The organism is Mycobacterium sp. E2989 (genome assembly GCF_001667595.1).
In the GTDB taxonomy this organism is placed as follows: domain Bacteria; phylum Actinomycetota; class Actinomycetes; order Mycobacteriales; family Mycobacteriaceae; genus Mycobacterium.
The window spans coordinates 126,456-150,998 of record NZ_LZJX01000008.1; the positions used below are offsets into that span (position 1 = coordinate 126,456).

The window sequence follows — 24,543 nt, forward strand, 5'->3', positions numbered from 1 at the left end:
GTAAGTAGATTTCGCCTACACCCACATCACTAAACTGGAGTTCCTCGGTTACTGCCAGGCCTTTGCAGAAGTAAATCGTCGTGCTCTCGCTTACGACAAGATTCTATGAATTCGATTGCAGCGGCGCGGTCGTGTAGAAAATGCTCATACTGCTCAGGTGTAAGCTCGTAATATTCTTCATAGTCTACGAGCCCGTTGCTTACAGGAATCGACGCATAGTAGCGGCCTGACATCGATTCAATCCCGATGGAATATCGATCCTCTCGCGAGAAATATGTATCGTCAAATTTCATTGGTATCCCGTCTACTCGAAGATATCCGTCACAGTATAGTCGTCGGGCGGAATTCTCCCGCCGTCTATTACGGCCTCAGACGCCCCATCCGGCAGGATTCCCCCGGGTATCCACTGTTCATTCGCACCAGCCTCGTTGCCAGAAGGGATCCGTAGGTTGAACTCTTCGGGGTTAGCGATGTCGACTCGAACGATACCGTTTGAGTCAAGAAATCCCTCGGGAAGGCCAAGCTCTCTTTCCATGATTCGCGGATCATTTTTTGCTGCTTGAAGCATTGCATCAGCTTCATCCCTTGGCATTACGAAGGAAGTCCCGTCAAGCTGAGCGATGCCATATTTCTCGAGGTTGCTCTGCGGCATAAATCGCGTAGCGCCGTCGCTGAATTTCTGCAAGTGACTCTTGATATAGTCAGGCGACAGGTATTCGGAAGGGTCGGGACGACTGCCCTTCGGCATGGCGAGAATTTCATCTCGCTTCTCGGGACTGAGTGCCTCCGAATGCTCGCCGTCCCCGTTGACAGGGTTTCCCTCGTCATGGCCGTCCCGCCCACCCTCGTGCCCCGGCGACTTGCCATTCCGATCATCACCAGGCTTGTCGTCGTCAGGCCCGTCGGGTCGCCCGTCGTGCGGCGGCTTTCCATCAGGATGCCCGCCCGGATGGGTGCCGTCACCGGGCCCACCGACGCCGCCGCCAGGTGCGGGCAGCTCACTTGGGTGACCGTTCGGGGGCGCCAGATGCGGCGCGGCGGCCGACGGCGCGGCAGGCGAGGGCGCAGCAGACGGGGGCGCGCTCGGGGACGCCGCCGGCGCTGATTGCGGCGAGTGTGAAACCATAGGCGCCGATTCGACGGGACTTCTTGCGGGCGAAACCGGAAGCGGCGAATGCTCAACCGCCCTCGCCATCGACGGCATGCGCTCGCCAGCTGCGGCTGCCCCAGCCGCAGCGTGCGATGCGGCGACCGGGGCCGAGGCCGGCTCGCGCGGACCTCCGCCTGGCGTCGACTCGTGCGGACCACCAGCTGGTTCCGGCGCGGGACGATCGCCGATCCCCCGGGGTGGCTCCGGCGGCGTCGCACCCGTTTCAGCCGGTGCGTGAGTCGCGCCCGCCGTCGCACCACTCGGCCCCGGCGCCGACTCGACCGGCACCTCCGGCAACTTCCCTGGCGGCAGTCCCACCGCGCTGCCACCGGGGAGCGGATCGCCCGTGGGCAGGTCTTCCCCGAGCTTCTGGAGGCCTTTAGAAAGGTCGCCGCCGTTGGCCGCGACGTCAGCCAGTGCACTGCCGGCACCATCCAATTCGGTGGCCGCGCCGGCGGCGCCTCGCGCCACCCGCTCGCTGTCGGTAATTCCTTGGCTCACTTCGACGCCACCGGCGGCACCTTCGGCTGCTTTCGACCCAGCCTTCACGGCGCCACCCCCGACAAGCAGCGTCATGCCGTCGAAAAGGCCTTCACCGACACCCACACCCGGCCTGCCAGAGGTCAAATCGTCCCAGTGGGTAAGGCTTTTCACGAGCCCCAGGTCGTTCTTCAGTGCGCCCTCGGGATCGAGAAGGGCATACGCCGGGATGGACTTCATTGCGCTTTGGTCAAGTGCTGACCAACTGGCCACGGCTCCGTTCGGATCGAAGACGAATCGCCTCGGGTCGAGCTGATCTCCGACTTCCATCGTCGCCACAGCGCCCTTGAAGAACCCTGTTCCGGCGTCGGCGGTGTAGTCGAAGTCGTCGGCCACGAATTTGCCGACGGTTTCACCCAGGAATTCGACGAACTGACCGCGCATGTAGGTCTTCATCTCGCCGACCAAACCGTCGATGATCTGCATTCCGGTCTTGATGACATGTTCGCGGGCCTGCGCTTCCCGCTTCATGTTGTCCAGCACGGCGTTGATGTCCCGCACGATCTTTTCGAGCTCGTCGGCCGCATCGCCTTCGAAGATCAACACGATGTCATGGGCAAGATTGGTCAGAGCCCCAAGGCGACCCAACAAATCGCATATCTTGTGCTGGGCGTTCTCCACCTCGTGCGCGAATCCGTCCAAAGCTTCGGCCAACTCATGGCACCCAGCCGCCAACTTGTTCAACTCGCTGGCCAGTTTTGATAAGGCATGCTGCACCGACTCGGCTTCGGGAACCTGCTGTCCACCGATCACCGACTTCGGAGCGTTAAGCCCGTGCCCCACCCCGCGGAGCGCGTCACGGAAGCCTCGCCAACATCCGGCGGCCGCGCGCATTCCGCCACCGTTGCCGTTGGGCCACACATCGTCAACCAACGCCTCCACCACTGCCCACAGCAGCGGCTGTGCTACCCCGGGGCCCACTGTCACAGGTCGAGACGGAGTCGGGAACTGCTGCGGTTGGCCGGGCGTGGGCAGCACGTGACCGGCGCCGCCCACGTTGGACGCCGCGTCGGCCCGCGAGTAGTTGGAGGCGCAAAGCTGCACTTTGGCCCCGACGTACCTGCACGCCGAGATGCCTGCCGCCGCCGCGTGCAGCAACGCCTCGGCCGCGGCCTGGTAGCCCAAACCGAACATCAAACCGGCAGCATCCTGGCCACTGTTGATACCGAAACCTGCGGTCAGCGGTCCCAATGCTGCCGCCAAGCCGTCGGCTATTGCGTCCACAGCGCTACCCGCGGCGTACATCGCCTCGGGGTCGACGGACAGCGGAGCCACGCGCGAAATTCTTGCCGAGACCGCGCGCAGGCGCTATTCACCCAATGCTGGCTTTTGCCAAGCTAGCCGTGGCCACAGAGCAGCCACAACTCATTCGTCAACAGCCTGTGCGGCCAAGGTGATCTGGTGTCGTCCCGCCGGCACGTCCAAGGTCGGTTCGGCCGATTGACCGTCAAGTTGCACGCTGACCCCGCTAGGCAGGCCGCTCAGCGTGATCCGCACTGCGGTATCGGTGGCGACCGCGATCGTCGACTTCGGCAACGCGGCCAATCCGGCGCGCTGGAGATCCACCGCGATTCCGGCGACGCCGGTGAGCCGCAGCGTGAGGTACGGCAGCGGAGACACGGGTGGGCCTGGCCGCCAGTCCAATTCGCTGTACACCCCTGGGGTTGGGTCGAAGTTTAGGAGGAATCCGCGATGATGCCGCACGGTGTGCGTCGGATCGGGGCGCGCGTACGAGCGTGCATCGACTTCCGCGATCGCCCCGCGCCGCGCCGTCACCGCAGGGTCCGCGGTCAGGCCCGACAACCACCACACCTGATGCGGCCCGATGCCCAGGTCGTCACGAACCAGTTGCGGATGCCACGCGAACGTGATGTGTCCCGGATCGGCTTGCCGCAAGCCGGTTTCCATGTGCGCGATCGGGTCTTCGAACTTGTCCTGCAACACCCACGCGAGGTGATCCTCGAACGGATACACCGTAAAACGGTGCCGGTAGCCCAGCCGGTCGAGTTCGAGCACCTGCTCGGCGGCCGACGCGAACGGCACCAGCTCGTCGACCATTCCGTGCGCGATGACGTAGGGCAGCCAGCGGGCGTTCACCAGTAGCTTCCATGTGTCGCCCTCGCGGGCACAGGGCGATTGCGGGTCGAGGTCGGCCGGGATGTCGATGTCAGGGAGCAGCCGCACCCCGCACGTCGGCGGACCTGCGAGCACGACGGCTTGCGAAAACACTTGCGGGTAGGTCAATCCCAGCTTGTAGGCCGCATATCCGCCCATCGAGTAGCCCGAAATCACGGTGCGGTTGGGGTCGGTGCCCAGTTGCTCGGCGACGCGTGCCCACACTTCCCAGACGTCGAGCTCTCCGGTGGCGAAGTACCACGTCGACGGGCCCCGGGCCAGCGGCGTGACGACGACTGAGTTCCGGCCCTCGCACACTTGGTGCAGCAGGTGCGGGTCGATCGCGGCGAACTGGCTCTGCCCCAACGCGAGCGAGTGCAACAGCAGAGTCAACGGCAAGGGTTGGCCCGGCTTGAAAGTCGAGGGCAGGCACACCGAATACGGCTGCACCCGACCGAGGAATTGCGGCTTGGTGCTCAAGATGTCGTCGGCGGCCACACCCTGGCCCAGCTCGACCGAGGACACATACCACCGAGTCGACGGGCCGGTGATCACCGGCTCGGACTCGGTCTCGCCGGCCGCCAGCCGATCCCACTGCACCGTCACGGCGAACTTCGAGACGTCGCCGGCGGTCAAGGCGCCGGCCTGCGCGGCGTCCGACCAGAAATTCAGGTGCGGCGGCTCTTGCTCGTTGGTGCGGAACGCCACGTTGTACACGTTCGGTTGCCCGGGCAGCGCGCCATGCTCGGCGGGCACGTCGGCGAACCCGTCGCCCGCCGCGTTCGAGAGCCCTGCTGCGAGCCGCACCGTCCACGTGCCGTGCGGCTCGAGCAGGGTCCGGGGCACTTGCGCCAGAAACGTTCGCGATTCCATGTCGACGCTGTGCTGCACTGGCGTCGTGGACCGGGTGGTCAGGTCGATCAGCGCGGCGCCACTGCCCGAAACCAGCAGGGCCATGTCGATGCCGGCCGAGCGCACCCCGGCTCCGGCGGGCCACTGCTCCGGCGCGGCGCGAGCGGGGTCGGTGTCGAGGGTGAACAGCGCGATGGGGACCGACGCGTCCAGCAAGGTGTTCCAGTCGACCCGCCACCAGGTGTCGGCGGCGGTTAGCCCGATCGCGACGCGGAAGATGTCGGCGCCGTTGCGGGCCGCCGGGCCATCGGGATAGATGTAGGTGCCGCGCGGCGGCGCCTGCACTTTCAGGTCACCGATCGGCAGGCCGGTCGCGCCGTGGTCGTCGTACAGGAAGTCGGTCCAAAACAGGGCACCGCCGGCCAGGCGGCCGGCGCCGCACGTGCGCGGAAAGTCTTCCCCGAATGGCCATCCCGACGGCACCGGTAGTCGCGGCTCTGGCCGCAGCGCCGCCGCTGGCGCCCCCTCGGGCATGCCGTCGACCACGACAAGCTCGGCCGGTGGTGCGGGTGCCGTCGCGGCCGGATGGACCAACGTGTCGGCGATGTGGCGTGCGATGCGGATCGGCAGGAGAGTCAAATCCAGAAGTGACATCAAGCCCCAACGTACGCGCCGGTGGGCCTCGACTGCTACGGCACGGGCACCACGATCAGCTCGTGCGGCCGGTTGTTGACCGCCAGCGCGCCGTCCTCGGTCACGACGACGATGTCCTCGATACGCGCGCCCCATTGGCTCGGGAAGTAGATGCCGGGCTCGATGGAGAAGGCCATGCCGGTGGCCAGCGGCAGGTCGTTGCCCGCGACGATGTAGGGCTCCTCGTGCACCGAGAGTCCGATGCCGTGTCCGGTGCGGTGTACGAAAACGTCCGCAAGCCCCGCCTCGGCCAGCACCCCGCGTGCGGCGGCATCGACCTGCTCGGCCGTGACTCCGGGACGGACGGCGTCGACGGCCGCGCGCTGCGCCCGCTGTAACACGGAATACTGCTGCGCCACTTCTGGTTTCGGCTCGCCAATGCTGTAGGTGCGCGTCGAGTCGGAGTGATATCCGGGCTCGTAGGCGCCGCCGATATCGACGACGACGATGTCACCGACTTGCAGTTCGCGGTCCGAGTAGCCGTGGTGCGGGTCAGCGCCGTGCGGGCCGGAGCCGACGATGATGAAGGCGACTTCCGAATGCCCTTCGGCCACAATCGCTTCCGCGATATCGGCGGCTACGTCGGCCTCGGTCCGCCCGGGAGTCAGAAACTCCGGCACTCGGGCGTGCACGCGGTCGATGGCCGCACCGGCCTTGCGCAGCGCATCGATCTCGCATTCCTCCTTGGCCATCCGCAGCCCGCGCATCACGTCCGTCGCCAGCACCGGCAGCGCGCCCAGCGCATCCGCGAGTGGCAGCAGGTGCAACGCGGGCATCGAGTCGGTGACGGCGGTCGCGGCCGGGCCGGCGCCGAACACCGCACCCACCAACCGGTAGGGGTTATCGCCGTCGACCCAATCCCGCACCACCAGCCCCAATTCCGCGATGGCCGACCCCTTGAGCGAGGCCAGCTCCAGTCGTGGCACCACCACCGTCGGGTCTCCGGACGCGGGCAGCACCAGCGCGGTGAACCGCTCGAGCGTCTGGGCGCGCGACCCGACAAGGTAGCGCAAGTCGTACCCCGGGGTGATCACCAGCCCCGACAGCCCCGCCTCGGCGGTCGCGGCCGCCGCCGCCGCCAGCCGTCGGGCGTACACGCCCGCGTCGAACCGATGAGATTCCATGGCAGCCAGGCTAACCGGTCCGGCGAACGTCGACTTGACGCGCCGAATTGACTGAGCGGACGACAAGAAGTCGACGTTGGGCGACGTGAGACGATGACCGACATGCGATCGCCGCTACTGCTGCTCGACGGGGCCAGCATGTGGTTCCGGTCCTACTTCGGGGTGCCGTCGTCGATCACCGCCCCCGATGGCCGGCCCGTCAACGCCGTACGCGGATTCATCGATTCGATGGCGGTCGTGATCACCAAGCAACGCCCCAGCCGGCTGGTGGTCTGCCTGGACCTGGACTGGCGGCCGCAATTCCGGGTGGACCTCGTCCCGTCGTACAAGGCCCATCGGGTGGCGGAGGAAGAGCCCGAGGGCGAACCCGACGTCGAGGAGGTCCCCGACGACCTGACCCCGCAAATCGACATGATCATGGAACTGCTGGATGCCTTCGGCATCCCGACGGCGGGCGCCGAAGGGTTCGAGGCCGACGATGTGCTCGGCACGCTGGCCGCCCGCGAACGCCGCGACCCCGTGGTGGTGGTCAGCGGAGACCGCGACCTGCTGCAGGTCGTCGCCGACGACCCCGTCCCGGTCCGGGTGCTCTACCTGGGCCGCGGCCTGACCAAGGCCACCCTGTTCGGACCGGCGGAGGTCGCCGAACATTACGGCGTGCCGAAGCATCGGGCCGGACCGGCCTACGCCGAATTCGCCCTGATGCGGGGCGATCCGTCCGACGGCCTGCCGGGCGTGCCGGGCGTCGGGGAGAAGACGGCGGCGACCCTGCTGGCCCAGCACGGGTCGCTGGAAGAGATCCTGGCGGCCGCCCGCGACCCGAAATCGAAGATGGCCAAGGGCCTGCGCTCGAAACTGCTGGGGGCGACCGACTACATCGAGGCCGCCGGGAAGGTGGTGCGGGTAGCCACCGACGCGCCCGTCAGCCTGTCGACCCCGACCGACGCGCTGCCGCTGGCCGCCGACGACCCGGGCCGCACCGCCAAGTTAGCGACCGAACTGGGCGTCGGGTCCTCGATAACCCGGCTGCAGAGAGCGCTCGACGCCCTGCCCGGGTGACCGGCTACTGCGGCCGGCCGACCTCGTAAGTGCCCTTGTTGTCCTGGAAGGTCACCGTCACGTGCTTGGCGGCGCCGTCGATGCTGACGTCGCAGTCAAAAGTGGCGCCCTTCTTGACGGTGGGGTTCTGGCCGTGGTTGCACTTGACGTCTTTGACGTTCTTGGCGCCGTAGCCGTTCGTCTCGTCGGACAGGACTTGCTGGACACCGGCCTGCGCCTTATTGACGTCCAGCTTGGTGGTGACGAAGAACCCGGGCTGCCAGAAGCCGAGTACCAGCACGACCGCGATGAGCAGGAAGGCGATCGCCCCGCCCACACCGGCGATCAGCCCTACCGAGCGCTTTTTCGCCGGTTGTTGGTCATACGGCGGGTACTGCTGCGGGTACTGGCCGGGCTGGCCGTACTGACCCGGCTGGCCATACTGCCCGGGCTGCCCGTACTGGCCCGGCTGCGCGTACTGACCGGGCTGACCGTACTGACCCGGCTGGCCATACTGCCCCGGCTGCCCGTACTGGCCCGGCTGCGCGTACTGCTGAGGCTGGCCGTAGCCGGGCTGCTGCGGGTATTGCTGCGGGTAGGCCTGTTCGGCCGGCTGCTGGTACTGCGGGTACTCGGCGGGCGGCGTGTACGCCGGAGCCTGCCAGGTGGCCTCCTGGCCCGGCTGCTGCTGCCACGGCGAACCGACCTGGGTCGGTTCGGAGGACTGATCGCTACCTTGGCCGGGCGGTTGCCACTGCTGGTCCGGTCCCTGCGGTCCGCTCATCGTCTCTCCTCAGCCCCTTGTGTCTCGGCACGAACTATCGGCGTCGTGATTTGTTGGATCTACGGTAGCTTCGGCTCAGCCTACCCGGCGTCAACAGCGACGACGCCGCGCCGAACGTCATTGATCGCGCGCTTGGCGGTGGCCCTCAGCTCAGCGTCCGGGGCGGCGTTGCGCACCTGGTCCAACAGGTCGAGCACCTGGCGACACCAGCGCACGAAATCGCCCGCCAACAGCGGCGAGCCGGTGCCCGCCGGGTCCACGGTCGCCAGGGCCGCGGCCAGGTCGCCGGATTTGGCCCAGCGGTAGATGACGTTGACGAAACCGTCGTCGGGCTCCCGACTGGGCGCGATCCGGTGCGTCTGCTCGTCGCCGCGCAGCGCGTACGACAGCCGAGCGGTTTGCTGCAGCGCCTGCCGCACGCGCTGGGTGGGCGCCTCGGCGGCGAACGCCGCCCGCGGGCCCTCACCTCCCCTGCTCTCGTAGAGCACCGCCGAGACCACGGCCGCCAACTCGGGTGGCTTCAGGTCCGCCCAGGCGCCCGTGCGCAGGCATTCGGCGACCAAAAGGTCGCTTTCGCTGTAGATGCGGGCGAGCAGGCGCCCGTCGTCGGTGACGCGGGGATCGGTGTCCGGGCCTTGGATGAAACCGCGCTCGGTGAGCAGCCCGACAATCCGGTCGAAGGTCCGCGCCAGCGAATTGGTCGCGGCGGCAACCTTTTTCTCCAACTGCGCGTTGTCGCGTTCGATCCGCAGGTACCGCTCGGCCTGCCGCACCTGGGCTTCGAGGCCGGGGCTGTTGTGCGACGGGTGCCGACGCAGCTCGTCGCGCAGCGACGCCAGTTCGGGGTTGTGAAATCCGTCGTCCTGGTCGCCGCGCCCGCCGCGGCGCCTGGCCGGAATCGCGAGCCCGGCGGCCGCCGACCGCAACGCCGACGCCAGGTCTCGCCGGACCCGCGGCTGCCGGTGCTCGACCCGCTTGGGCAGCGGCATGGAACCGACCGGGGCCGACGCTCCCGGATAGTCGGCCGTCGAAATCCGCCCCGCCCAGCGGTTTTCGGTAAGGACCAGCGGGCGCGGGTCCTCGCCGTCGCGGGCCGATTCCAGCACCACCGCCAGCCCGCCGCGCCGGCCGTGGGTGATGTTGATGATGTCGCCACGCCGCAGCGCGGCCAGCGCGTCGCTGGCCGCCTGGCGCCGCTGCAGCCGCGAGGCGCGGGACTGCGCGCGTTCCATCTCCGAGATGCGCGCCCGCAGCCGGGCGTAGTCGAGGATCGGCGCCTGCGGGCCGCCGAGCTCGCCGGCGATCTCGGCGAGCATCGCGTTGCCGCGTTCGATTCCGCGCACCAGGCCGACGACGGAGCGGTCGGCCTGGTACTGCGCGAACGACTGCTCCAGCAGCCGGTGCGCCTGCTCGGGACCCATCTGCTGCACCAGGTTGATCGTCATGTTGTACGACGGGGCGAACGAGCTGCGCAGCGGGAAGGTGCGGGTGGAGGCCAGGCCCGCCACCGCTACCGGCTCGGTGTTCTCGTCGGCGGGATTCCACAGCACCACCGCGTGGCCCTCGACGTCGATGCCGCGCCGCCCGGCGCGGCCGGTCAGCTGCGTGTACTCCCCCGGCGTCAGCGGCATGTGCTGCTCGCCGTTGAATTTGACCAGCCGCTCGAGCACCACCGTGCGGGCGGGCATGTTGATGCCGAGCGCCAGGGTCTCGGTGGCGAACACCGCCTTGACCAGGCCGGCGGTGAAAAGCTCCTCGACGGTGTGCCGGAACACCGGCAACATCCCGGCGTGGTGGGCGGCCAGGCCGCGCAGCAGCCCCTCCCGCCACTCGTAGTAACCGAGCACCGCCAGGTCGGCGTCGGCGAGATCGCCGCACCGGTGCTCGATCACCTCGGCGATCTGCGCCCGCTCCTCCTCGGTGGTCAACCGCAGCGGCGAGCGCAGGCACTGCTGGACGGCGGCGTCGCAGCCGGCGCGGGAGAACACGAACGTGATCGCCGGCAGCAGCCCCTCGGAGTCCAGCGTCGCGATCACGTCCGCCCGCCCGGGTGGCCGGTAGAACCGCGGCCGGCCGGGCGCACCGCGTCCGCCGCGCCCACGCCGCGGCTGCCAGTCCGACATCCGGTCCGCCTCCCGGCGGTGCGCGATGTGGCGCACCAGGTCCGGGCTGACGCGTGACTCCTGGCCGGCGACCGGCTGCCCGCCGCCCTCCGAGCTGCGGTAGTCGAAGAGGTCGAACAGCCGCTTGCCCACCAATACGTGCTGCCACAATGGCACCGGCCGGTGCTCGTCGACCACCACGGTGGTATCGCCGCGCACCGTCTGGATCCAGCCGCCGAACTCCTCGGCGTTGCTCACCGTGGCCGACAGGCTGACCACCCGCACCTCGTCGGGCAGGTGCAGGATCACTTCCTCCCACACCGGGCCGCGCATCCGGTCGGCCAGGAAATGCACCTCGTCCATCACGACGTAGGAAAGTCCTTGCAGCGCAGGCGAATTGGCGTAGAGCATGTTGCGCAGCACCTCGGTGGTCATCACCACCACGGGGGCGTCGGCGTTCACCGACATGTCACCGGTCAGCAGGCCGATCCGGTCGCGACCGTAGCGCGCGGTCAGGTCGGTGTGCTTCTGATTGCTCAGCGCCTTGAGCGGCGTGGTGTAGAAGCACTTGCCGCCGGCGGCCAGCGCCAGGTGCACGGCGAATTCCCCCACCACCGTCTTGCCGGCGCCGGTCGGCGCGCAGACCAGCACGCCGTGGCCGCGTTCCAGCGCGGCGCACGCCCGCCGCTGGAAGCCGTCGAGCGCGAAGGGCAATTCGGCGGTGAACCGGGTCAGCTCGGCGAGCTCCGCCACGTCCTGCGGCACCGAGGGCTCAGGTGACATCGTCGTGCTGGCCGGCGGTGAACGACGGCTCGGGGACCGACTCCTGTATCGGTGCGGGCGGCTCGATGGCCGATGCCTGGTCATCGGGAATCGCGGTTTGCGCTTCGCGCTTGGCCTTGCGCCGGTCGTGCAGGCGGGCGATCTGGATGGCGAACTCGAGGAGCACCGACAACGCCACGCCCAGGGCGGTCATCGAAAACGGGTCGGACCCCGGGGTGAAAACCGCGGCGAACACGAACATCCCGAAGATCAGGCCGCGCCGCCACGACTTCAGCCGCTCATAGGTGAGCACGCCGGTCATGTTGAGCATGACGATCAGCAGCGGGAATTCGAAGCTGACTCCGAACACCACCAACAGGTTGATCAAGAAGCCGAAGTACCGGTCCCCCGACAGCGCGGTCACCTGCACGTCGCTGCCCACGGTCAGCAGGAAACCCAGCGCCTTGGACAGCACGAAGTACGCCAGCACCGCGCCCGCGACGAACAGCACCGCCGCGGGGACCACGAACCCGACCGCGAAGCGGCGCTCCTTCTGGTACAGCCCCGGCGTGATGAACGCCCACAGCTCGTAGAACCACACCGGACAGGCCAGCACCACCCCGGCGGTCAACCCGACCTTGAGCCGCAACATGAACTGGTCGAACGGCGCCGTCGCCAGCAGCCGGCATTGACCGTCGGCGCTGATGCTCGCGCGCGCCGACTGCGGCAGCGAACAGTACGGATGGCGCAGCCACTCGCCCAGGCTCTCCAGGCCGAAGAGGGAATGCGAGTACCAGAAGAACCCGAAGATCGTGGTGACCAGGATGGCGGCCAGCGAGAGCAGCAACCGGGTGCGCAGTTCGGTCAGGTGATCGACGAGCGACATCGTCGCGTCGGGATTGGTTCGGCTGCGCCTATTACGCGGGTTTAGGCGCTTCAGGACGCCGGCAGTGCGCGCTGAAACCTTGAAAACTTTCACGACGCTCGTTCAGTGGCGTTCGGGCACCGCGACGATGACGGCGGCTACGCCGGGCGTGCTTCGGTGTGCCCCTGCTCGGTGGCCGTCGGCGGCTCCACCCGCTGCGACTGCACGGGCTGAGGGGTCTCGATGGAAGGCGCTTCGGACTTGTTCTCGGTCTGCATTTCGCGCAGCTCGGACTTGAAGATGCGCATCGACTTGCCCAACGAACGTGCTGCATCGGGGAGCTTCTTGGCACCGAAAAGCAGGATCACCACCACGGCGAGGATGGCCCAGTGCCACGGACTAAGACTGCCCACTTTGATTACCTCCAGACGTCTACCCGATGCTACCGCAGCCCGGCGATACACCGGGCCGCCCGCGCCGTGGCCTCAGCGGGTAAGCCCCTGATAGGACTCGCACGCCGCGGCCGCAGCATCCCGGACACGTGTTGCCAGTGATTCCGGTTCAAGCACCCGCACGTCCGCCCCGAAGCCCAGCACCAGGCGGGTCATCCAGTCCTCGGAGGCGTAGGTCATCACCGCCTCGCAGGAACCGTCCGGCAACTCGTTGACCTCGCGCATCGGGTAGTACTCGAACATCCACGACGCCGACGGCGCGACGCGCAGCTTGGCCGACGGCAATGCCGGGTCGCCGTCGAAGAGCGAGGTGTCCGGCGGCGCGTGCACGGCCAGTTCGGGCGGGGCCGCCGGCTCGTCCAGTTCGGCGGCGTCGACGATCCGGTCGAAGCGGAACAGCCGCACCCCTTCGGCGTCGCGTGACCAGGCCTCCAGGTAGCTGTGGCCGCCGATCAGCAGCACCCGGATGGGGTCGACGATCCGGCTGGTCAGGGTGTCATGGGAAGCGGAGTAGTAGTCGATGGACAGCGCGTGTTTGTGCTGCACCGCCGTGCGCACCGCGGCCGCCGCGTGGCTCTCGACGGGCGCGGGCTCGTCGACGGCCGTCGCCGCGATGTCCTGCCCGACGGCGCCGGCGGCCGCCTCGATCTTGGCGATCGCACTGCGCGCCGCTTCGGGATCGACGACGCCGGGGATGTCGGCCAGCGCCCGCAGCGCCACCAGCAGCCCGGTGGCCTCGGGCGAGGTGAGCTTCAGGGGCCGGTCGATGCCGGCGGAGAAGGTCACCTCGATGGTGTCGCCGGCGAACTGGAAGTCGATCAGGTCGCCCGGGTAGTAGCCGGGCAGGCCGCACATCCACAGCTGGTTGAGGTCCTCCTCCAGTTGCTTGGCCGACACCCCGAGGTCGGCGGCCGCCTTGGACCGGGTGACCCGCGGGTTGGCCTGGAAGTACGGCACCATGTTGAGCAGCCGGATGAGGCGGGTGGACACGGGGGTCATGGGCGCCACTCTCCCCCGCAAGCGGGAGGTGCCCCCACCTCATCGCTCCGGCCCCCTCGCCGCTGCGCGGCTGGGGGTGCCCCCACTGCATCGTCGCCGGCGCGAGTCATGCCGAGACCCCCGCCTGGGCACGCAGCCGCGTGAGCACGTCGTCGCGCAGGGACTGTGGCTCGAGCACGACGGCGTCAGCCCCGTAGCCGGCGATCTCGCGCGCCAGCCCGTCGCTCGATTTGATGTCGAGGTCGATCACCTCGCCGTCGCGGCCGCCCAGCTGTCGCGCGCCGGCGGACGTCCCGGCCCGGCGCAGCGCGGTGGCCCGCCCGTCGGCGACCCACACCCGCGCATGTCCGCCGGTCGGGGTCTCGGCCACCGTCCGGGCCACAATCTGGCGCAGGTCCACGTCCTCGGGCACGACGACGGCCCCGGGCTGGCCGATCGGCGTGACCTCCGCGCCGATCCGCGACAGCCGGAACGTACGGGTGGCGCCGCGGTCGCGGTCGTGGCCCACCAGATACCAGCGGCCCTTCTCGGTGACCACGCCCCACGGCTCCACCGTGCGCATGCTGTACGGCTCGGCGCGCGACGGCCGGTGCGGGAACTGCACCGCCTGGCGAGAATCGATGGCCGACAACAGGATTCCAAGCACCTCCTCTGAACCGCGCAGCCCCGGCACGCCGGCCGGCGAGGCGATGGCCACCGGCGCGTCAGGGTCGACGTCCACCCCGGCGGCGCGCAGCTTGAGCAGCGCGCCCTGGGTGGCGGTGATCAGTTCGGGCGATTCCCACAGTTGCGTCGCGACGGCGACCGCGGCCGCCTCGTCCGCAGTGAGCTCGACCGCGGGCAGCGAGTAGGCGTCCCGGTTGATGCGATACCCCTCGGTGGGGTCCATGGCCGACGCCCTGCCCACCTCGAGCGGGATGCCGAGATCGCGCAACTCGTTCTTGTCACGCTCGAACATGCGCGAGAACGCCTCGGCGCTGGGGCTATCCGAATAACCCGCCACGCTGGACCGGATCTTCTCCGCGCTGATGTAACCGCGGGTGGAGAGCAGGGCGATGACGAGATTGACCAACCGCTCGACTTTGGAGGTCGCCATTCGCACCAGGTTATAACCGCCACGCGCCGCGCGCCTGCACCGGTCGGCGAGTCGAGCGCACGCGATATCACGTTCGCGGTTGCGGCTACATGCTGGCGATCAGCCGCTTGACCCGCTCGTCGACCGCCCGGAATGGGTCCTTGCACAGCACCGTCCGCTGGGCCTGGTCGTTGAGCTTGAGGTGCACCCAGTCGACGGTGAAGTCGCGGCCCGCGGCCTGGGCGGCGCTGATGAATTCGCCACGCAGCCGCGCGCGGGTGGTTTGTGGCGGGTGGTCGACCGCCTCCGCGATCTCCTCGTCGGTGGTGACGCGCGCCGCCAGGCCCTTGCGCTGCAGCAGGTCGAAGACGCCGCGCCCGCGTTTGATGTCGTGGTAGGCCAGGTCCAGCTGGGCGATCTTCGGGTCGGACAGCTCCATGTCGTAGCGGTCCTGGTAGCGCTGGAACAGCTTGCGCTTGATCACCCAGTCGATTTCGGTGTCCACCTTGGCGAAGTCCTGGCTCTCGACGGCGTCGAGCTGGCGGCCCCACAGGTCGACGACCTGCTCGATCTGGGCGTTCGGCTCGCGCGTCTGCAGGTGTTCGACGGCGCGGCTGTAGTACTCGCGCTGGATGTCCAGGGCGCTGGCCTGACGCCCGCCCGCCAACCGCACCGGCCGCCTGCCGGTGATGTCGTGGCTGACCTCCCGGATGGCGCGGATGGGGTTGTCCAGCGAGAAGTCGCGGAAGGGAACGCCCGCCTCGATCATCTCCAGCACCAGCGCCGCGGTGCCCACCTTGAGCATCGTGGTGGTCTCGCACATGTTGGAGTCGCCCACGATCACGTGCAGCCGCCGGTACTTCTCGGCGTCGGCGTGTGGCTCGTCGCGGGTGTTGATGATGGGCCGGCTCCGGGTGGTGGCCGAGGAGACGCCCTCCCAGATGTGCTCGGCCCGTTGGGACAGGCAAAACGTCGCCGCCTTGGGGGTCTGCAGCACCTTGCCCGCCCCGCAGATGAGCTGGCGGGTGACCAGGAACGGCAGCAGCACGTCGGAGATCCGGGAGAACTCGCCGGCGCGCACGATCAGGTAGTTCTCATGGCAGCCGTACGAGTTGCCGGCGGAGTCGGTGTTGTTCTTGAACAGGTAGATGTCGCCGCCGATGCCCTCGTCGGCGAGGCGCTGCTCCGCGTCGATCAGCAGGTCTTCGAGTACCCATTCGCCGGCCCGGTCGTGGGTGACCAGCTGCACCAGGCTGTCGCACTCGGCCGTCGCGTACTCGGGGTGGCTGCCCACGTCGAGATACAGGCGGGCGCCGTTGCGCAGGAAAACGTTGGAGCTGCGGCCCCACGACACCACCCGACGGAACAGGTAGCGAGCGACCTCGTCCGGAGACAGGCGGCGATGGCCGTGGAACGTGCAGGTGACACCGAACTCGGTCTCGATGCCCATGATTCGCCGCTGCACGTAATCGAGGGTACTGGTTGTCTGACCGCGAGGGTGGGGAAGCCGCGCCTACGGGTCCGCACGAGTTTTGGGCGACCGCCCGACGGGCCGCGCGGGCAGGGATCCGGCGCGACACCCGGACGGCTCACCAGCATCGTGGGCACCAGCGGCCCCAGAACCGCCACGTGCCGACCCGGTCTGCCCTGGGCGTTCAGCTGATAGCGAACGCGGGCCGGGGCGCCGTGCGGGCCCGATTCAGCCCGCGGAGTCGCCGTTGGAACCGGGCGTTTCGCCGTCGGATTCCGCCTGCTTCGAATCCCCCTCTTGCAACAGGCTTTCCAGGGTCGCCCGGTTGATCCGGCGGAACGCCCGCCGCGGCCGGTTGACGTCCAGAATGGCGACCTCCAGGCTGCCCACGTCGGGGGATGGCTGATCGCCGCCAGAACCCTCGGCGCTGCCGGCCCGCAGCGCCTTCACCGCGATCCGCGTCGCGTCGCGCAGGTCGGCGTTCTCGGCGTAGGACTCCTTGAGCGCGGTGGTGATCGGCTCGGTGGTACCACCCATCACCACGAAATGGGGTTCGTCGGCTATCGAGCCGTCGTAGGTAATGCGATAGAGCTCAGGCGGTTTCGTCTCGCCGTAGTGCGCGACCTCGGCGACGCACAGCTCCACCTCGTAGGGCTTGGCCTGCTCGGTGAAGATGGTGCCCAGGGTCTGGGCGTAGACGTTGGCCAGCTGACGGCCCGTGACGTCGCGGCGGTCGTAGGCGTAACCGCGGGTGTCGGCGAACTGGATCCCGCCGCGGCGCAGGTTGTCGAACTCGTTGAACTTGCCCGCGGCCGCGAAACCCACGCGATCGTAGAGCTCGCTGATCTTCTGCAGGGAGCGCGACGGGTTCTCCGCGACAAAGAGCACACCACCGGCGTAGACCAGCGCCACCACGCTCTTGCCGCGCGCGATGCCCTTGCGGGCGAGCTCGCTGCGCTCGCGCATCGCCTGCTCGGGCGAGATGAAATAAGGAAAGCTCACTTCTCACCGCCGTCGGGGCCGAATGTGTCCGCGCGGGAACGACTTTCGATGACTTCGCGGGCCAGTTCGGCGATCCGGCTTTCGGGCACCTCGGCCGCCCCCTCGGCACCGATGGTGACCGCCGTCGGGTAGATGCCGCGAACCAAGTCGGGTCCGCCGGTGGCCGAGTCGTCATCGGCGGCGTCGTAGAGCGCCTCGACGGCCACCCGCACCGCGGAATCGGCATCGACGACCCGCGAGTAGAGCTTCTTCATGGACGACTTGGCGAAGATCGAGCCCGAGCCCACCGACTGGTAGCCCTCTTCTTCGATGTTCCAGCCGCCGGCGGCGTCGAACGAGACGATCCGGCCGGCGCCTTCGGGGTCGGGTGCGTCGATGTCGTAACCCGCCAGCAGCGGCAGGGCCACCAAGCCCTGCATCGCGGCGGCGAGGTTTCCGCGCACCATGATCGCCAGCCGGTTGACCTTTCCGGCGAAGGTGAGGGGCACGCCCTCGAGCTTTTCGTAGTGCTCCAGTTCCACCGCGTAGAGGCGGGCGAACTCGACGGCGATCGCGGCGGTGCCGGCGATGCCCGTGGCGGTGTAGTCATCGGTGACGTACACCTTCTTCACGTCGCGCCCGGCGATCATGTTGCCCTGGGTCGAGCGCCGGTCCCCCGCGATGACGACGCCGCCGGGATATTTCAGGGCAACGATCGTGGTGCCGTGCGGCAGTTGAGAGCCGGCCCCGGCGGATTGCGCGCCGCCGCCCAGGCTCACCGGCAGCAGCTCCGGCGCCTGGCGGCGCAGGAAGTCGGCAAACGACGACAGGTCGACGGTGGGATTTCGGGAAAGGGCCGAGCCCGGAAGTGCTGAGTTAGTGGACAGGCGATCGGAGAAGGGCCAGGTCACTGTCCGCCCTTTTGGACGTATGCCCGGACGAAGTCTTCGGCGTTCTCTTCGAGGACGTCATCGATCTCGTCGAGCAGATCGTCGGTGTCCTCGGCTAGCTTCTCGCGGCGCTCCTGGCCCGCGGCCGTGCTGTCGGCGAAGTCGTCGTCGTCGCCACCACCACCGCCACGCTTGGTCTGCTCCTGAGCCATCGCCGGCCTCCTGCTTCATCTGAACTTGTTCAGCCGCTGCTTGCTTAGTAAGCCACGCTGCTCGCTGTTATCTCCCTACCCTACCGGTCAACCCCGACGTTCCCCGGTCTAACGGGCCTAGCTGGTGAGTTGTTCCACCAGTTCGGCGGCGCTGTCCACCGAGTCCAGCAGGGCCCCGACGTGCGCCTTGCTGCCCCGCAGCGGCTCGAGCGTCGGGATCCGGACCAGCGAATCACCGCCCAGGTCGAAGATCACGGAGTCCCAGCTGGCCGCGGCGATGTCGGCGCCGAACCGGCGCAGGCACTCACCGCGGAAGTAGGCCCGCGTATCGGTCGGCGGGTTGTCCACCGCGTCGAGCACCTGATGTTCGGTGACCAGGCGCTTCATCGAGCCGCGCGCGACCAGCCGGTTGTAGAGGCCCTTGTCCAGCCGGACATCGGAATACTGCAGGTCGACGAGGTGCAGCCGGGGGGCCGACCAGCTCAGGTTCTCCCGCTGCCGGAAGCCCTCGAGCAGGCGCAGCTTGGCGGGCCAGTCGAGCACCTCGGCGCATTCCATCGGGTCCCGCTCGAGTTGGTCGAGCACGTGCGCCCACGTCTGAACGATGTCGGCCGCGCGGGGGTCGGGGTCGCGGCTGTCGACCAGCTTCGCCACCCGGTCCAGGTAAATCCGTTGCAGCGCAAGGCCCGTCAATTCCCGGCCATCGGCCAGGGCCACGGCGGTCCGCAACGACGGATCGCGGCTGATCGCGTGGACCGCGTGCACCGGCCGGGCCAGCACCAGATCGCTCAGGTCGATCCCGTGTTCGGGGCCGACTTCGATCAGGTCCAGCACCAGCGCGGTGGTGCCCAGTTTCAGGTAGGTCGACGTCTCGGCGAGGTTGGCGTCGCCGATGATGACGTGCAGCCGGCGGTATCGGTCGGCGTCGGCGTGCGGTTCGTCGCGGGTGTTGATGATGCCGCGCTTGAGGGTGGTCTCCAGCCCGACCTCGACCTCGATGTAGTCGGAGCGCTGGGACAGCTGGAAGCCGGGCTCGTCCCCGGAGGGGCCGATGCCGACCCGGCCCGAGCCGGTCACCACCTGCCGGGACACCAGAAAGGGGGTCAACCCCGCGATGATCGACGAAAACGGCGTCTGCCGCGACATCAGGTAGTTTTCGTGCGCGCCGTAGGAGGCGCCCTTGCCGTCGACGTTGTTCTTGTAGAGCTGCAGTTTGGCCGCCCCCGGCACGCTGGCGACATGCCTGGCGGCGGCCTCCATGACGCGCTCGCCGGCCTTGTCCCAGATCACCGCGTCCAGCGGGTCGGTGCATTCGGGCGCCGAATATTCGGGGTGGGCGTGGTCGACGTAGAGCCGGGCCCCGTTGGTCAAGATCATGTTCGCGGCGCCGACCTCGTCCGCGTCGACCACCGGCGGCGGCCCGGCCGAACGGCTCAGATCGAAACCGCGGGCGTCCCGCAGCGGGGACTCCACCTCGTAGTCCCAGCGGGTGCGTTTCGCGCGCTGGATGCCGGCGGCGGCGGCGTAGGCCAGTACCGCCTGAGTCGAGGTGAGGATCGGGTTGGCCGTCGGGTCCGACGGTGATGAAATGCCGTACTCGACCTCCGTCCCGATAATCCGTTGCATGACCTAAGCGTAGGCCCGCCGACGATGCGGCCCGCGCGGCGGGGCGAGGAGAAGGCGGGCAGTCGGGGCTAGGCCCGCCGACGATGCGGCCCGCGCTGGGGGAACCGCCCAGCCGCGAAGCGGCGAGGGGGACGGGGCTGAGGTGGAGTCGCTCAACGACCAGCGCGGGTGGGCCGCCCGCCGTAGGGTGAGCCGGCATGGAGCTACCTCTGCGCCGCACGCCGCGCCGCCGAGGTGCGGCCAGCGGTGCGGCTGAAAGCTGGTTCCTGCAGCGGGGTTTGCCGTCGGTGCTCACCCGCCGCGCCCGCTGGCGACGCCTCTGGCCACGTTCGGCGCCCATGCTGGCGGCATACGCGACGTTGCAGGCCTGCGTGTTGCCGGTCTATCTGATCACCGGCGGCCATGACATCGAAATCACCGGAACGCCAACAACTTCCGAGCTGATCGTGTTGGTGATCGTCGGTCTCAGCCTCCCGCTGATGGTGCTGGTCGGCTGGCTGGTGTCCCGGTCACGAAGCGGGCGGACGCGGGCCGCTCTGGCGACGGCGTCGGTTCTGGTGGTCGCCGGCGTCGGGGTGGCGACGGGCGACGCCGCGCAACTGCCGCAGCAGGCGGCCGTGCTCCTCGTCGTGCTGATCCTGACCGGCTTCGGCATCGGCTCGGTGGTCGGTTGGGCGATGCGCATGATGCTGTCGCACTTCACCATGGTCGGCGCGCTGGCGGTTCGGGCGTTGCCGGTCGTGTTGCTGACCGCGTTGGTGTTCTTCAACACCTACGTCTGGCTGATGGCCGCGACGATCAGCGGGAACCGGCTGGGGCTGGCGATGGCGTTCCTGGTCTCCATCGCGGCGGCCTTCGTCGTCTCGGCCACCGTCGAGCGGGTCCGGCCGATGCTGAAGTCGACGGCGGCGCTGCCCGAGGAAAAGGAACACCTTGCCGGCACGCCTTTCGCGGGCTTGCCCGACGCTAGAGATTCCGCGCCGCTGAAGAAGACGGAACGCCTCAACGTGGTGTTCGTGCTGGCCGCATCGCAGCTGGCGCAGATCCTGGTGGTGGCGGTGGTGACCGCCGCGATCTACCTGATCCTCGGCTTGATCGTGCTGAGCCCCGACCTGCTCAACGAATGGACCCACACCTACAAGAGCACCGCGACCGTGCTGGGATTCACGCTGCCGGTTCCGGATTCACTGGTGCACATGAGTCTTTTCCTCGGCGCGCTGACCTTCATGTACATCAGCGCCCGCGCGGCCGGCGACGCCGAGTACCGCAGCACCTTCCTGGACCCCCTGATCGAGGACCTGCACACCACCCTGGTCGCCCGCAACCGCTACCGCGGCGCCGTCGCGCTGACCGCGCGTGCTGTTGACGGCACCGGTGGCAGTGACTAATTTCACCGTGTGTCCGCCCCCGAATCCGACCGCGCCGTCGGTAAACACGCACTCGACCTGGCAGGAAAGCGCTACGGGGAGGTGCTGCTGGTCACCGCCGGCGAGGCCGGCCCGCAGGCCACTGTCTACAACAGCTTCCCGCTGAACGACTGCCCGGCCGACCTGTGGTCCGCGCTCGACCCGCACGCCATCGCCGCCGAAAACGGTGTGGCCGCAGCGCTGCTCAACGGCCCCCGGTACTGGCTGATGAACGCGATCGAGAAAGAGGCCCAGGGGCCACAGGTGACCAAGAACTTCGGCGGGATCGAGATGATCCAGCAGGCCACCGTCCTGTTGTCTTCGATGAATCCCGCGCCGTACATCCCGAACAAGGTCAATCGCCATACGGTCTTCGTCTTCAACGCCGGCGAACAGGTCTACGAGCTCATCGACCCGCAGGGACAGCACTGGGTGATGCAGACCTTCAGCCAGGTCGCCGACCCCAACCTGTCGCAAGCCGACCTACCGCGGCTCGCCGACCGGCTCGACCTGCCGGCGGGGTGGACCTACCAGCCGCGAGTGCTCACCGAAGAGCTGCGCGTGGACACCAGGACCCGGGCGGCCCAGGTGCTGCAGGACAACCTGGCCAACAGCTACTCGCTGGTGACCGACTGACGGCCGAAGCCGTCGAAACTCAAACCACGCACATCCGCCTCGGCGTGTCGTGTGCGTGGTTTAAGTGTCGCGACGCGGCTTGAGCGCCTACAGGTACTGGCCGAGGTTGGACTCGGTGTCGATGGCCCGCGATGCGCTCGAGCTCTTGCCGGTGACCAGGGTGCGGATGTAGACGATCCGCTCGCCCTTCTTGCCCGAAATCCGCGCCCAGTCATCGGGGTTGGTGGTGTTGGGCAGGTCCTCGTTCTCGGCGAACTCGTCGACGATCGAGTCGAGCAGATGCTGGATGCGCAGACCCGGTTGCCCGGTCTCCAGCACCGACTTGATCGCGTTCTTCTTCGCGCGGTCGACGACGTTCTGGATCATCGCCCCGGAGTTGAAGTCCTTGAAGTACATGACTTCCTTGTCACCGTTGGCGTAGGTGACCTCCAGGAACCGGTTGTCGTCGATCTCGGCGTACATCCGCTCGACGACCTTCTCGATCATCGCCCGGATGCAGGCCGACCGGTCGCCTCCGAACTCGGCGAGGTCATCGGCATGCACCGGCAGCGACTCGACCAGGTACTTCGAGAAGATGTCTTGCGCCGCTTCGGCATCCGGCCGCTCGATCTTGATCTTCACGTCCAGACGGCCGGGCCGCAGGATCGCCGGGTCGATCATGTCCTCACGGTTGGAGGCGCCGATCACGATGACGTTCTCCAGCCCCTCGACGCCGTCGATCTCGCTGAGCAGCTGCGGGACGACCGTGGTCTCGACGTCCGAGGAGACACCCGTGCCGCGGGTGCGGAAGATCGAGTCCATCTCGTCGAAGAACACGATCACCGGCGTTCCTTCGGACGCCTTTTCGCGCGCCCGCTGGAAGATCAGCCGGATGTGCCGCTCGGTCTCGCCGACGAACTTGTTCAGCAGTTCGGGGCCTTTGATGTTGAGGAAGTAGGACTTCGCCTCGCGCGCGTCGTCGCCGCGCACCTCGGCCATCTTCTTGGCCAGCGAGTTCGCCACCGCCTTGGCGATCAACGTCTTCCCGCAGCCGGGCGGGCCGTACAGCAACACACCCTTGGGCGGGCGCAGCGCGTACTCCCGGTACAGCTCCTTGTGCAGGAAGGGCAGCTCCACGGCGTCGCGGATCTGCTCGATCTGGCGAGTCAGGCCACCGATGTCGGAGTAGCTGACGTCGGGCACCTCCTCGAGCACCAGATCCTCGACCTCGGCCTTGGGAATTCGCTCGAACGCGTAGCCGGCCTTGGTGTCGACCAGCAGAGAATCGCCAGGCCGCAACTTGCGCGGCCTGGTGTCGTCATTGAGAGCGTCGGGGTGACCCTCCGGCAGGTCCTCAGCCACCAGTGGCTCGGCGAGCCAGACGATGCGTTCCTCGTCGGCGTGACCGACGACCAGCGCCCGATGTCCATCCGCAAGCAGTTCGCGCAACGTCGAGATCTCGCCGACGGATTCGAACGTGCCGGCCTCGACGACGGTCAGCGCCTCGTTGAGACGAACCGTCTGACCCTTACGCAGCGACGACGCGTCGATGTTGGGCGAGCAGGTCAAGCGCATCTTGCGACCCGAGGTGAACACGTCGACCGTGTCATCCTCGTGCGCGGCAAGCAAGACGCCATAGCCACTCGGCGGCTGCCCGAGCCGGTCGACTTCCTCCCGCAACGCGAGCAGTTGCTGGCGCGCCTCTTTGAGCGTCTCCATCAACTTCGAGTTGCGGGCCGCAAGCGAGTCGATACGGGCTTCGAGCTGATGCACGTCGCGCGCGGAGCGGGCGCTACCCTGCGCCCCGGCCGCATGCTCTAGTTGCTCGCGCAGCAACGCTGCCTCGCGGCGTAGTTCCTCTAATTCGGCAGCATCGCCGCTGGACATACCTGACTCGCGGGGGGTACCGAATGATTCAGAACGCTCTGAGCCACCCATGTTGCGCTCCTTTCCCACACCGAATTGGCGCGGTGGATACCTTCAAAGCTACCGGCGATTGACCAATGATGTGGTGAGTCAAATACCCACGAAAAGTTAAGATTTTTGTCTCGCTGGTAATCTCGGCCACTAATCTCGCTGATCGAAAGGGCCGCCGTGACCGCAAAAAGCCTCGCCACGGGCTTGGTCGGCGCAGCCGACGTCGGCCCGACGGCCACGAGTGTGAGTTCGGTTGCACCCGTTGGCCGCCGTTCGCCCGTTTCGAAGAGCGCCGCGACCCCACGGCCGGCCTGATCGACTGGATGCACCGACACCTGTCCGCCACGCTGGGCGCCGTCGCCGTCCTGGCGGCGGTCGGGATCTCCGGATGTTCGTCGCACCAACAACCCAGAATCGCCTCCTCCGCGCCCCCCGCGGCCCCGCCGACATCGAGCACGGTTGTCATTCCTCCGAGTACCCCGCTTCCGACGCCTGAAGCCCTCACCGACATCTTGACCCGGCTCGCGGACCCGAACGTACCCGGCATCAACAAGGTGAATTTGGTCGAAGGGGCGACGCCCGAAAGCGCGGACACCCTGGACAAGTTCACCAACGCGTTGCGCGACAACGGCTACCTGCCGATGAACTTCGTCGCGCACGACATCGCCTGGTCCGACAAGACCCCTTCCAACGTGGTGGCGACCATCGACGTCAACACCGCCCAGCGGGCCAACGGCAGCTTCCGCTTCCCAATGGAATTCACGCCCTTCCAAGGGGGTTGGCAGTTGTCGCGGCGGACCGCCGAAATGCTGCTGGCGCTGGGCAAGTCCAGCAACGGCGCACCGTTTTTGGTGCTGCGCCCCCTGCTTGCCGC

20 protein-coding genes are annotated in these 24,543 nt (G+C 67.9%); 4 read left to right on the plus strand and 16 right to left on the minus strand.

Going from position 1 to position 24,543, the window contains the following annotated elements:
* Positions 1-29: 29 nt before the first annotated feature.
* From A5680_RS24985 to A5680_RS02795, 4 genes are all read right to left on the minus strand, one after another.
* The gene (locus tag A5680_RS24985; RefSeq protein ID WP_082956094.1) at positions 30-293 is read right to left on the minus strand and encodes a hypothetical protein; all 264 of its coding nucleotides are present in this window, start codon (positions 291-293) and stop codon (positions 30-32) included.
* Positions 294-304: 11 nt separating this feature from the next.
* A complete protein-coding gene (locus A5680_RS24990; RefSeq protein ID WP_082970239.1) occupies positions 305-2,965 on the minus strand; it encodes a hypothetical protein in 2,661 nt (886 codons plus the stop codon).
* Between the two features lie 90 nt (positions 2,966-3,055).
* Positions 3,056-5,311, minus strand: a complete 2,256-nt coding sequence (locus tag A5680_RS02790; protein ID WP_067815887.1) for a prolyl oligopeptidase family serine peptidase — start codon at positions 5,309-5,311, stop codon at positions 3,056-3,058.
* Between the two features lie 35 nt (positions 5,312-5,346).
* Positions 5,347-6,474, minus strand: a complete 1,128-nt coding sequence (locus tag A5680_RS02795) for a Xaa-Pro peptidase family protein (RefSeq protein WP_067815889.1) — start codon at positions 6,472-6,474, stop codon at positions 5,347-5,349.
* Between the two features lie 102 nt (positions 6,475-6,576).
* Between A5680_RS02795 and A5680_RS02800 the strand changes: the two genes are divergently transcribed.
* Positions 6,577-7,533 carry a 5'-3' exonuclease gene (locus A5680_RS02800; protein ID WP_067815950.1) on the plus strand — a complete coding sequence of 319 codons (957 nt, stop codon included), beginning with the start codon at positions 6,577-6,579 and terminating at the stop codon, positions 7,531-7,533.
* A gap of 4 nt (positions 7,534-7,537) precedes the next feature.
* Here the strand turns inward: A5680_RS02800 and A5680_RS02805 are convergent, their stop codons facing one another.
* The 11 genes from A5680_RS02805 to dop all read right to left on the minus strand — a co-directional run bounded on the left by A5680_RS02805 (position 7,538) and on the right by dop (position 19,731).
* Positions 7,538-8,296: a DUF4333 domain-containing protein gene (locus A5680_RS02805; protein WP_067815892.1), complete on the minus strand. Its 759-nt coding sequence runs from the start codon at positions 8,294-8,296 to the stop codon at positions 7,538-7,540.
* Positions 8,297-8,376: 80 nt separating this feature from the next.
* Positions 8,377-11,151, minus strand: coding sequence for an RNA helicase (locus A5680_RS02810; RefSeq protein WP_067815954.1), 2,775 nt, complete (start codon positions 11,149-11,151; stop codon positions 8,377-8,379).
* Between the two features lie 19 nt (positions 11,152-11,170).
* Complete coding sequence (gene tatC, locus A5680_RS02815; protein WP_156674984.1) at positions 11,171-12,139, minus strand: twin-arginine translocase subunit TatC; 969 nt, start codon at positions 12,137-12,139, stop codon at positions 11,171-11,173.
* A 44-nt stretch (positions 12,140-12,183) separates the two neighbouring features.
* Complete coding sequence (gene tatA, locus A5680_RS02820) at positions 12,184-12,438, minus strand: Sec-independent protein translocase subunit TatA (protein WP_055399400.1); 255 nt, start codon at positions 12,436-12,438, stop codon at positions 12,184-12,186.
* A 72-nt stretch (positions 12,439-12,510) separates the two neighbouring features.
* Entirely contained in the window at positions 12,511-13,476 is a 966-nt protein-coding gene (locus tag A5680_RS02825) for a YafY family protein (RefSeq protein ID WP_055399398.1), read from the minus strand.
* Positions 13,477-13,582: 106 nt separating this feature from the next.
* Positions 13,583-14,572 (minus strand): YafY family protein, encoded by a 990-nt coding sequence (locus A5680_RS02830; protein ID WP_055399396.1) that lies wholly within the window; start codon positions 14,570-14,572, stop codon positions 13,583-13,585.
* A gap of 85 nt (positions 14,573-14,657) precedes the next feature.
* Positions 14,658-16,016, minus strand: coding sequence for a Pup--protein ligase (gene pafA / locus A5680_RS02835; RefSeq protein WP_156349405.1), 1,359 nt, complete (start codon positions 16,014-16,016; stop codon positions 14,658-14,660).
* Positions 16,017-16,250: 234 nt separating this feature from the next.
* The gene (prcA, locus tag A5680_RS02840; protein ID WP_055399392.1) at positions 16,251-17,024 is read right to left on the minus strand and encodes a proteasome subunit alpha; all 774 of its coding nucleotides are present in this window, start codon (positions 17,022-17,024) and stop codon (positions 16,251-16,253) included.
* Complete coding sequence (gene prcB / locus A5680_RS02845; protein WP_055399390.1) at positions 17,021-17,914, minus strand: proteasome subunit beta; 894 nt, start codon at positions 17,912-17,914, stop codon at positions 17,021-17,023. The genes prcA and prcB overlap by 4 nt, the downstream gene beginning before the upstream one ends.
* Positions 17,911-18,105 carry a ubiquitin-like protein Pup gene (locus A5680_RS02850; protein ID WP_007170369.1) on the minus strand — a complete coding sequence of 65 codons (195 nt, stop codon included), beginning with the start codon at positions 18,103-18,105 and terminating at the stop codon, positions 17,911-17,913. Before A5680_RS02850 ends, prcB begins: the two co-directional genes overlap by 4 nt.
* A 117-nt stretch (positions 18,106-18,222) precedes the next feature.
* Positions 18,223-19,731 (minus strand): pup deamidase/depupylase, encoded by a 1,509-nt coding sequence (gene dop / locus A5680_RS02855; RefSeq protein WP_055399388.1) that lies wholly within the window; start codon positions 19,729-19,731, stop codon positions 18,223-18,225.
* A gap of 197 nt (positions 19,732-19,928) precedes the next feature.
* On the opposite strand from dop, the gene A5680_RS02860 reads away from it, so the two are divergent.
* Both A5680_RS02860 and A5680_RS02865 read left to right on the plus strand, forming a co-directional pair.
* Entirely contained in the window at positions 19,929-21,119 is a 1,191-nt protein-coding gene (locus A5680_RS02860; RefSeq protein ID WP_082970240.1) for a hypothetical protein, read from the plus strand.
* Positions 21,120-21,128: 9 nt separating this feature from the next.
* Positions 21,129-21,773: a hypothetical protein gene (locus A5680_RS02865; protein ID WP_067815898.1), complete on the plus strand. Its 645-nt coding sequence runs from the start codon at positions 21,129-21,131 to the stop codon at positions 21,771-21,773.
* 87 nt (positions 21,774-21,860) lie between these two features.
* Here the strand turns inward: A5680_RS02865 and arc are convergent, their stop codons facing one another.
* Positions 21,861-23,690 carry a proteasome ATPase gene (arc, locus tag A5680_RS02870; RefSeq protein WP_067815957.1) on the minus strand — a complete coding sequence of 610 codons (1,830 nt, stop codon included), beginning with the start codon at positions 23,688-23,690 and terminating at the stop codon, positions 21,861-21,863.
* A 302-nt stretch (positions 23,691-23,992) separates the two neighbouring features.
* On the opposite strand from arc, the gene A5680_RS02875 reads away from it, so the two are divergent.
* Positions 23,993-24,543, plus strand: a 551-nt coding sequence (locus tag A5680_RS02875) for a hypothetical protein (RefSeq protein ID WP_067815901.1), incomplete at its 3' end; no start/stop codon positions are given.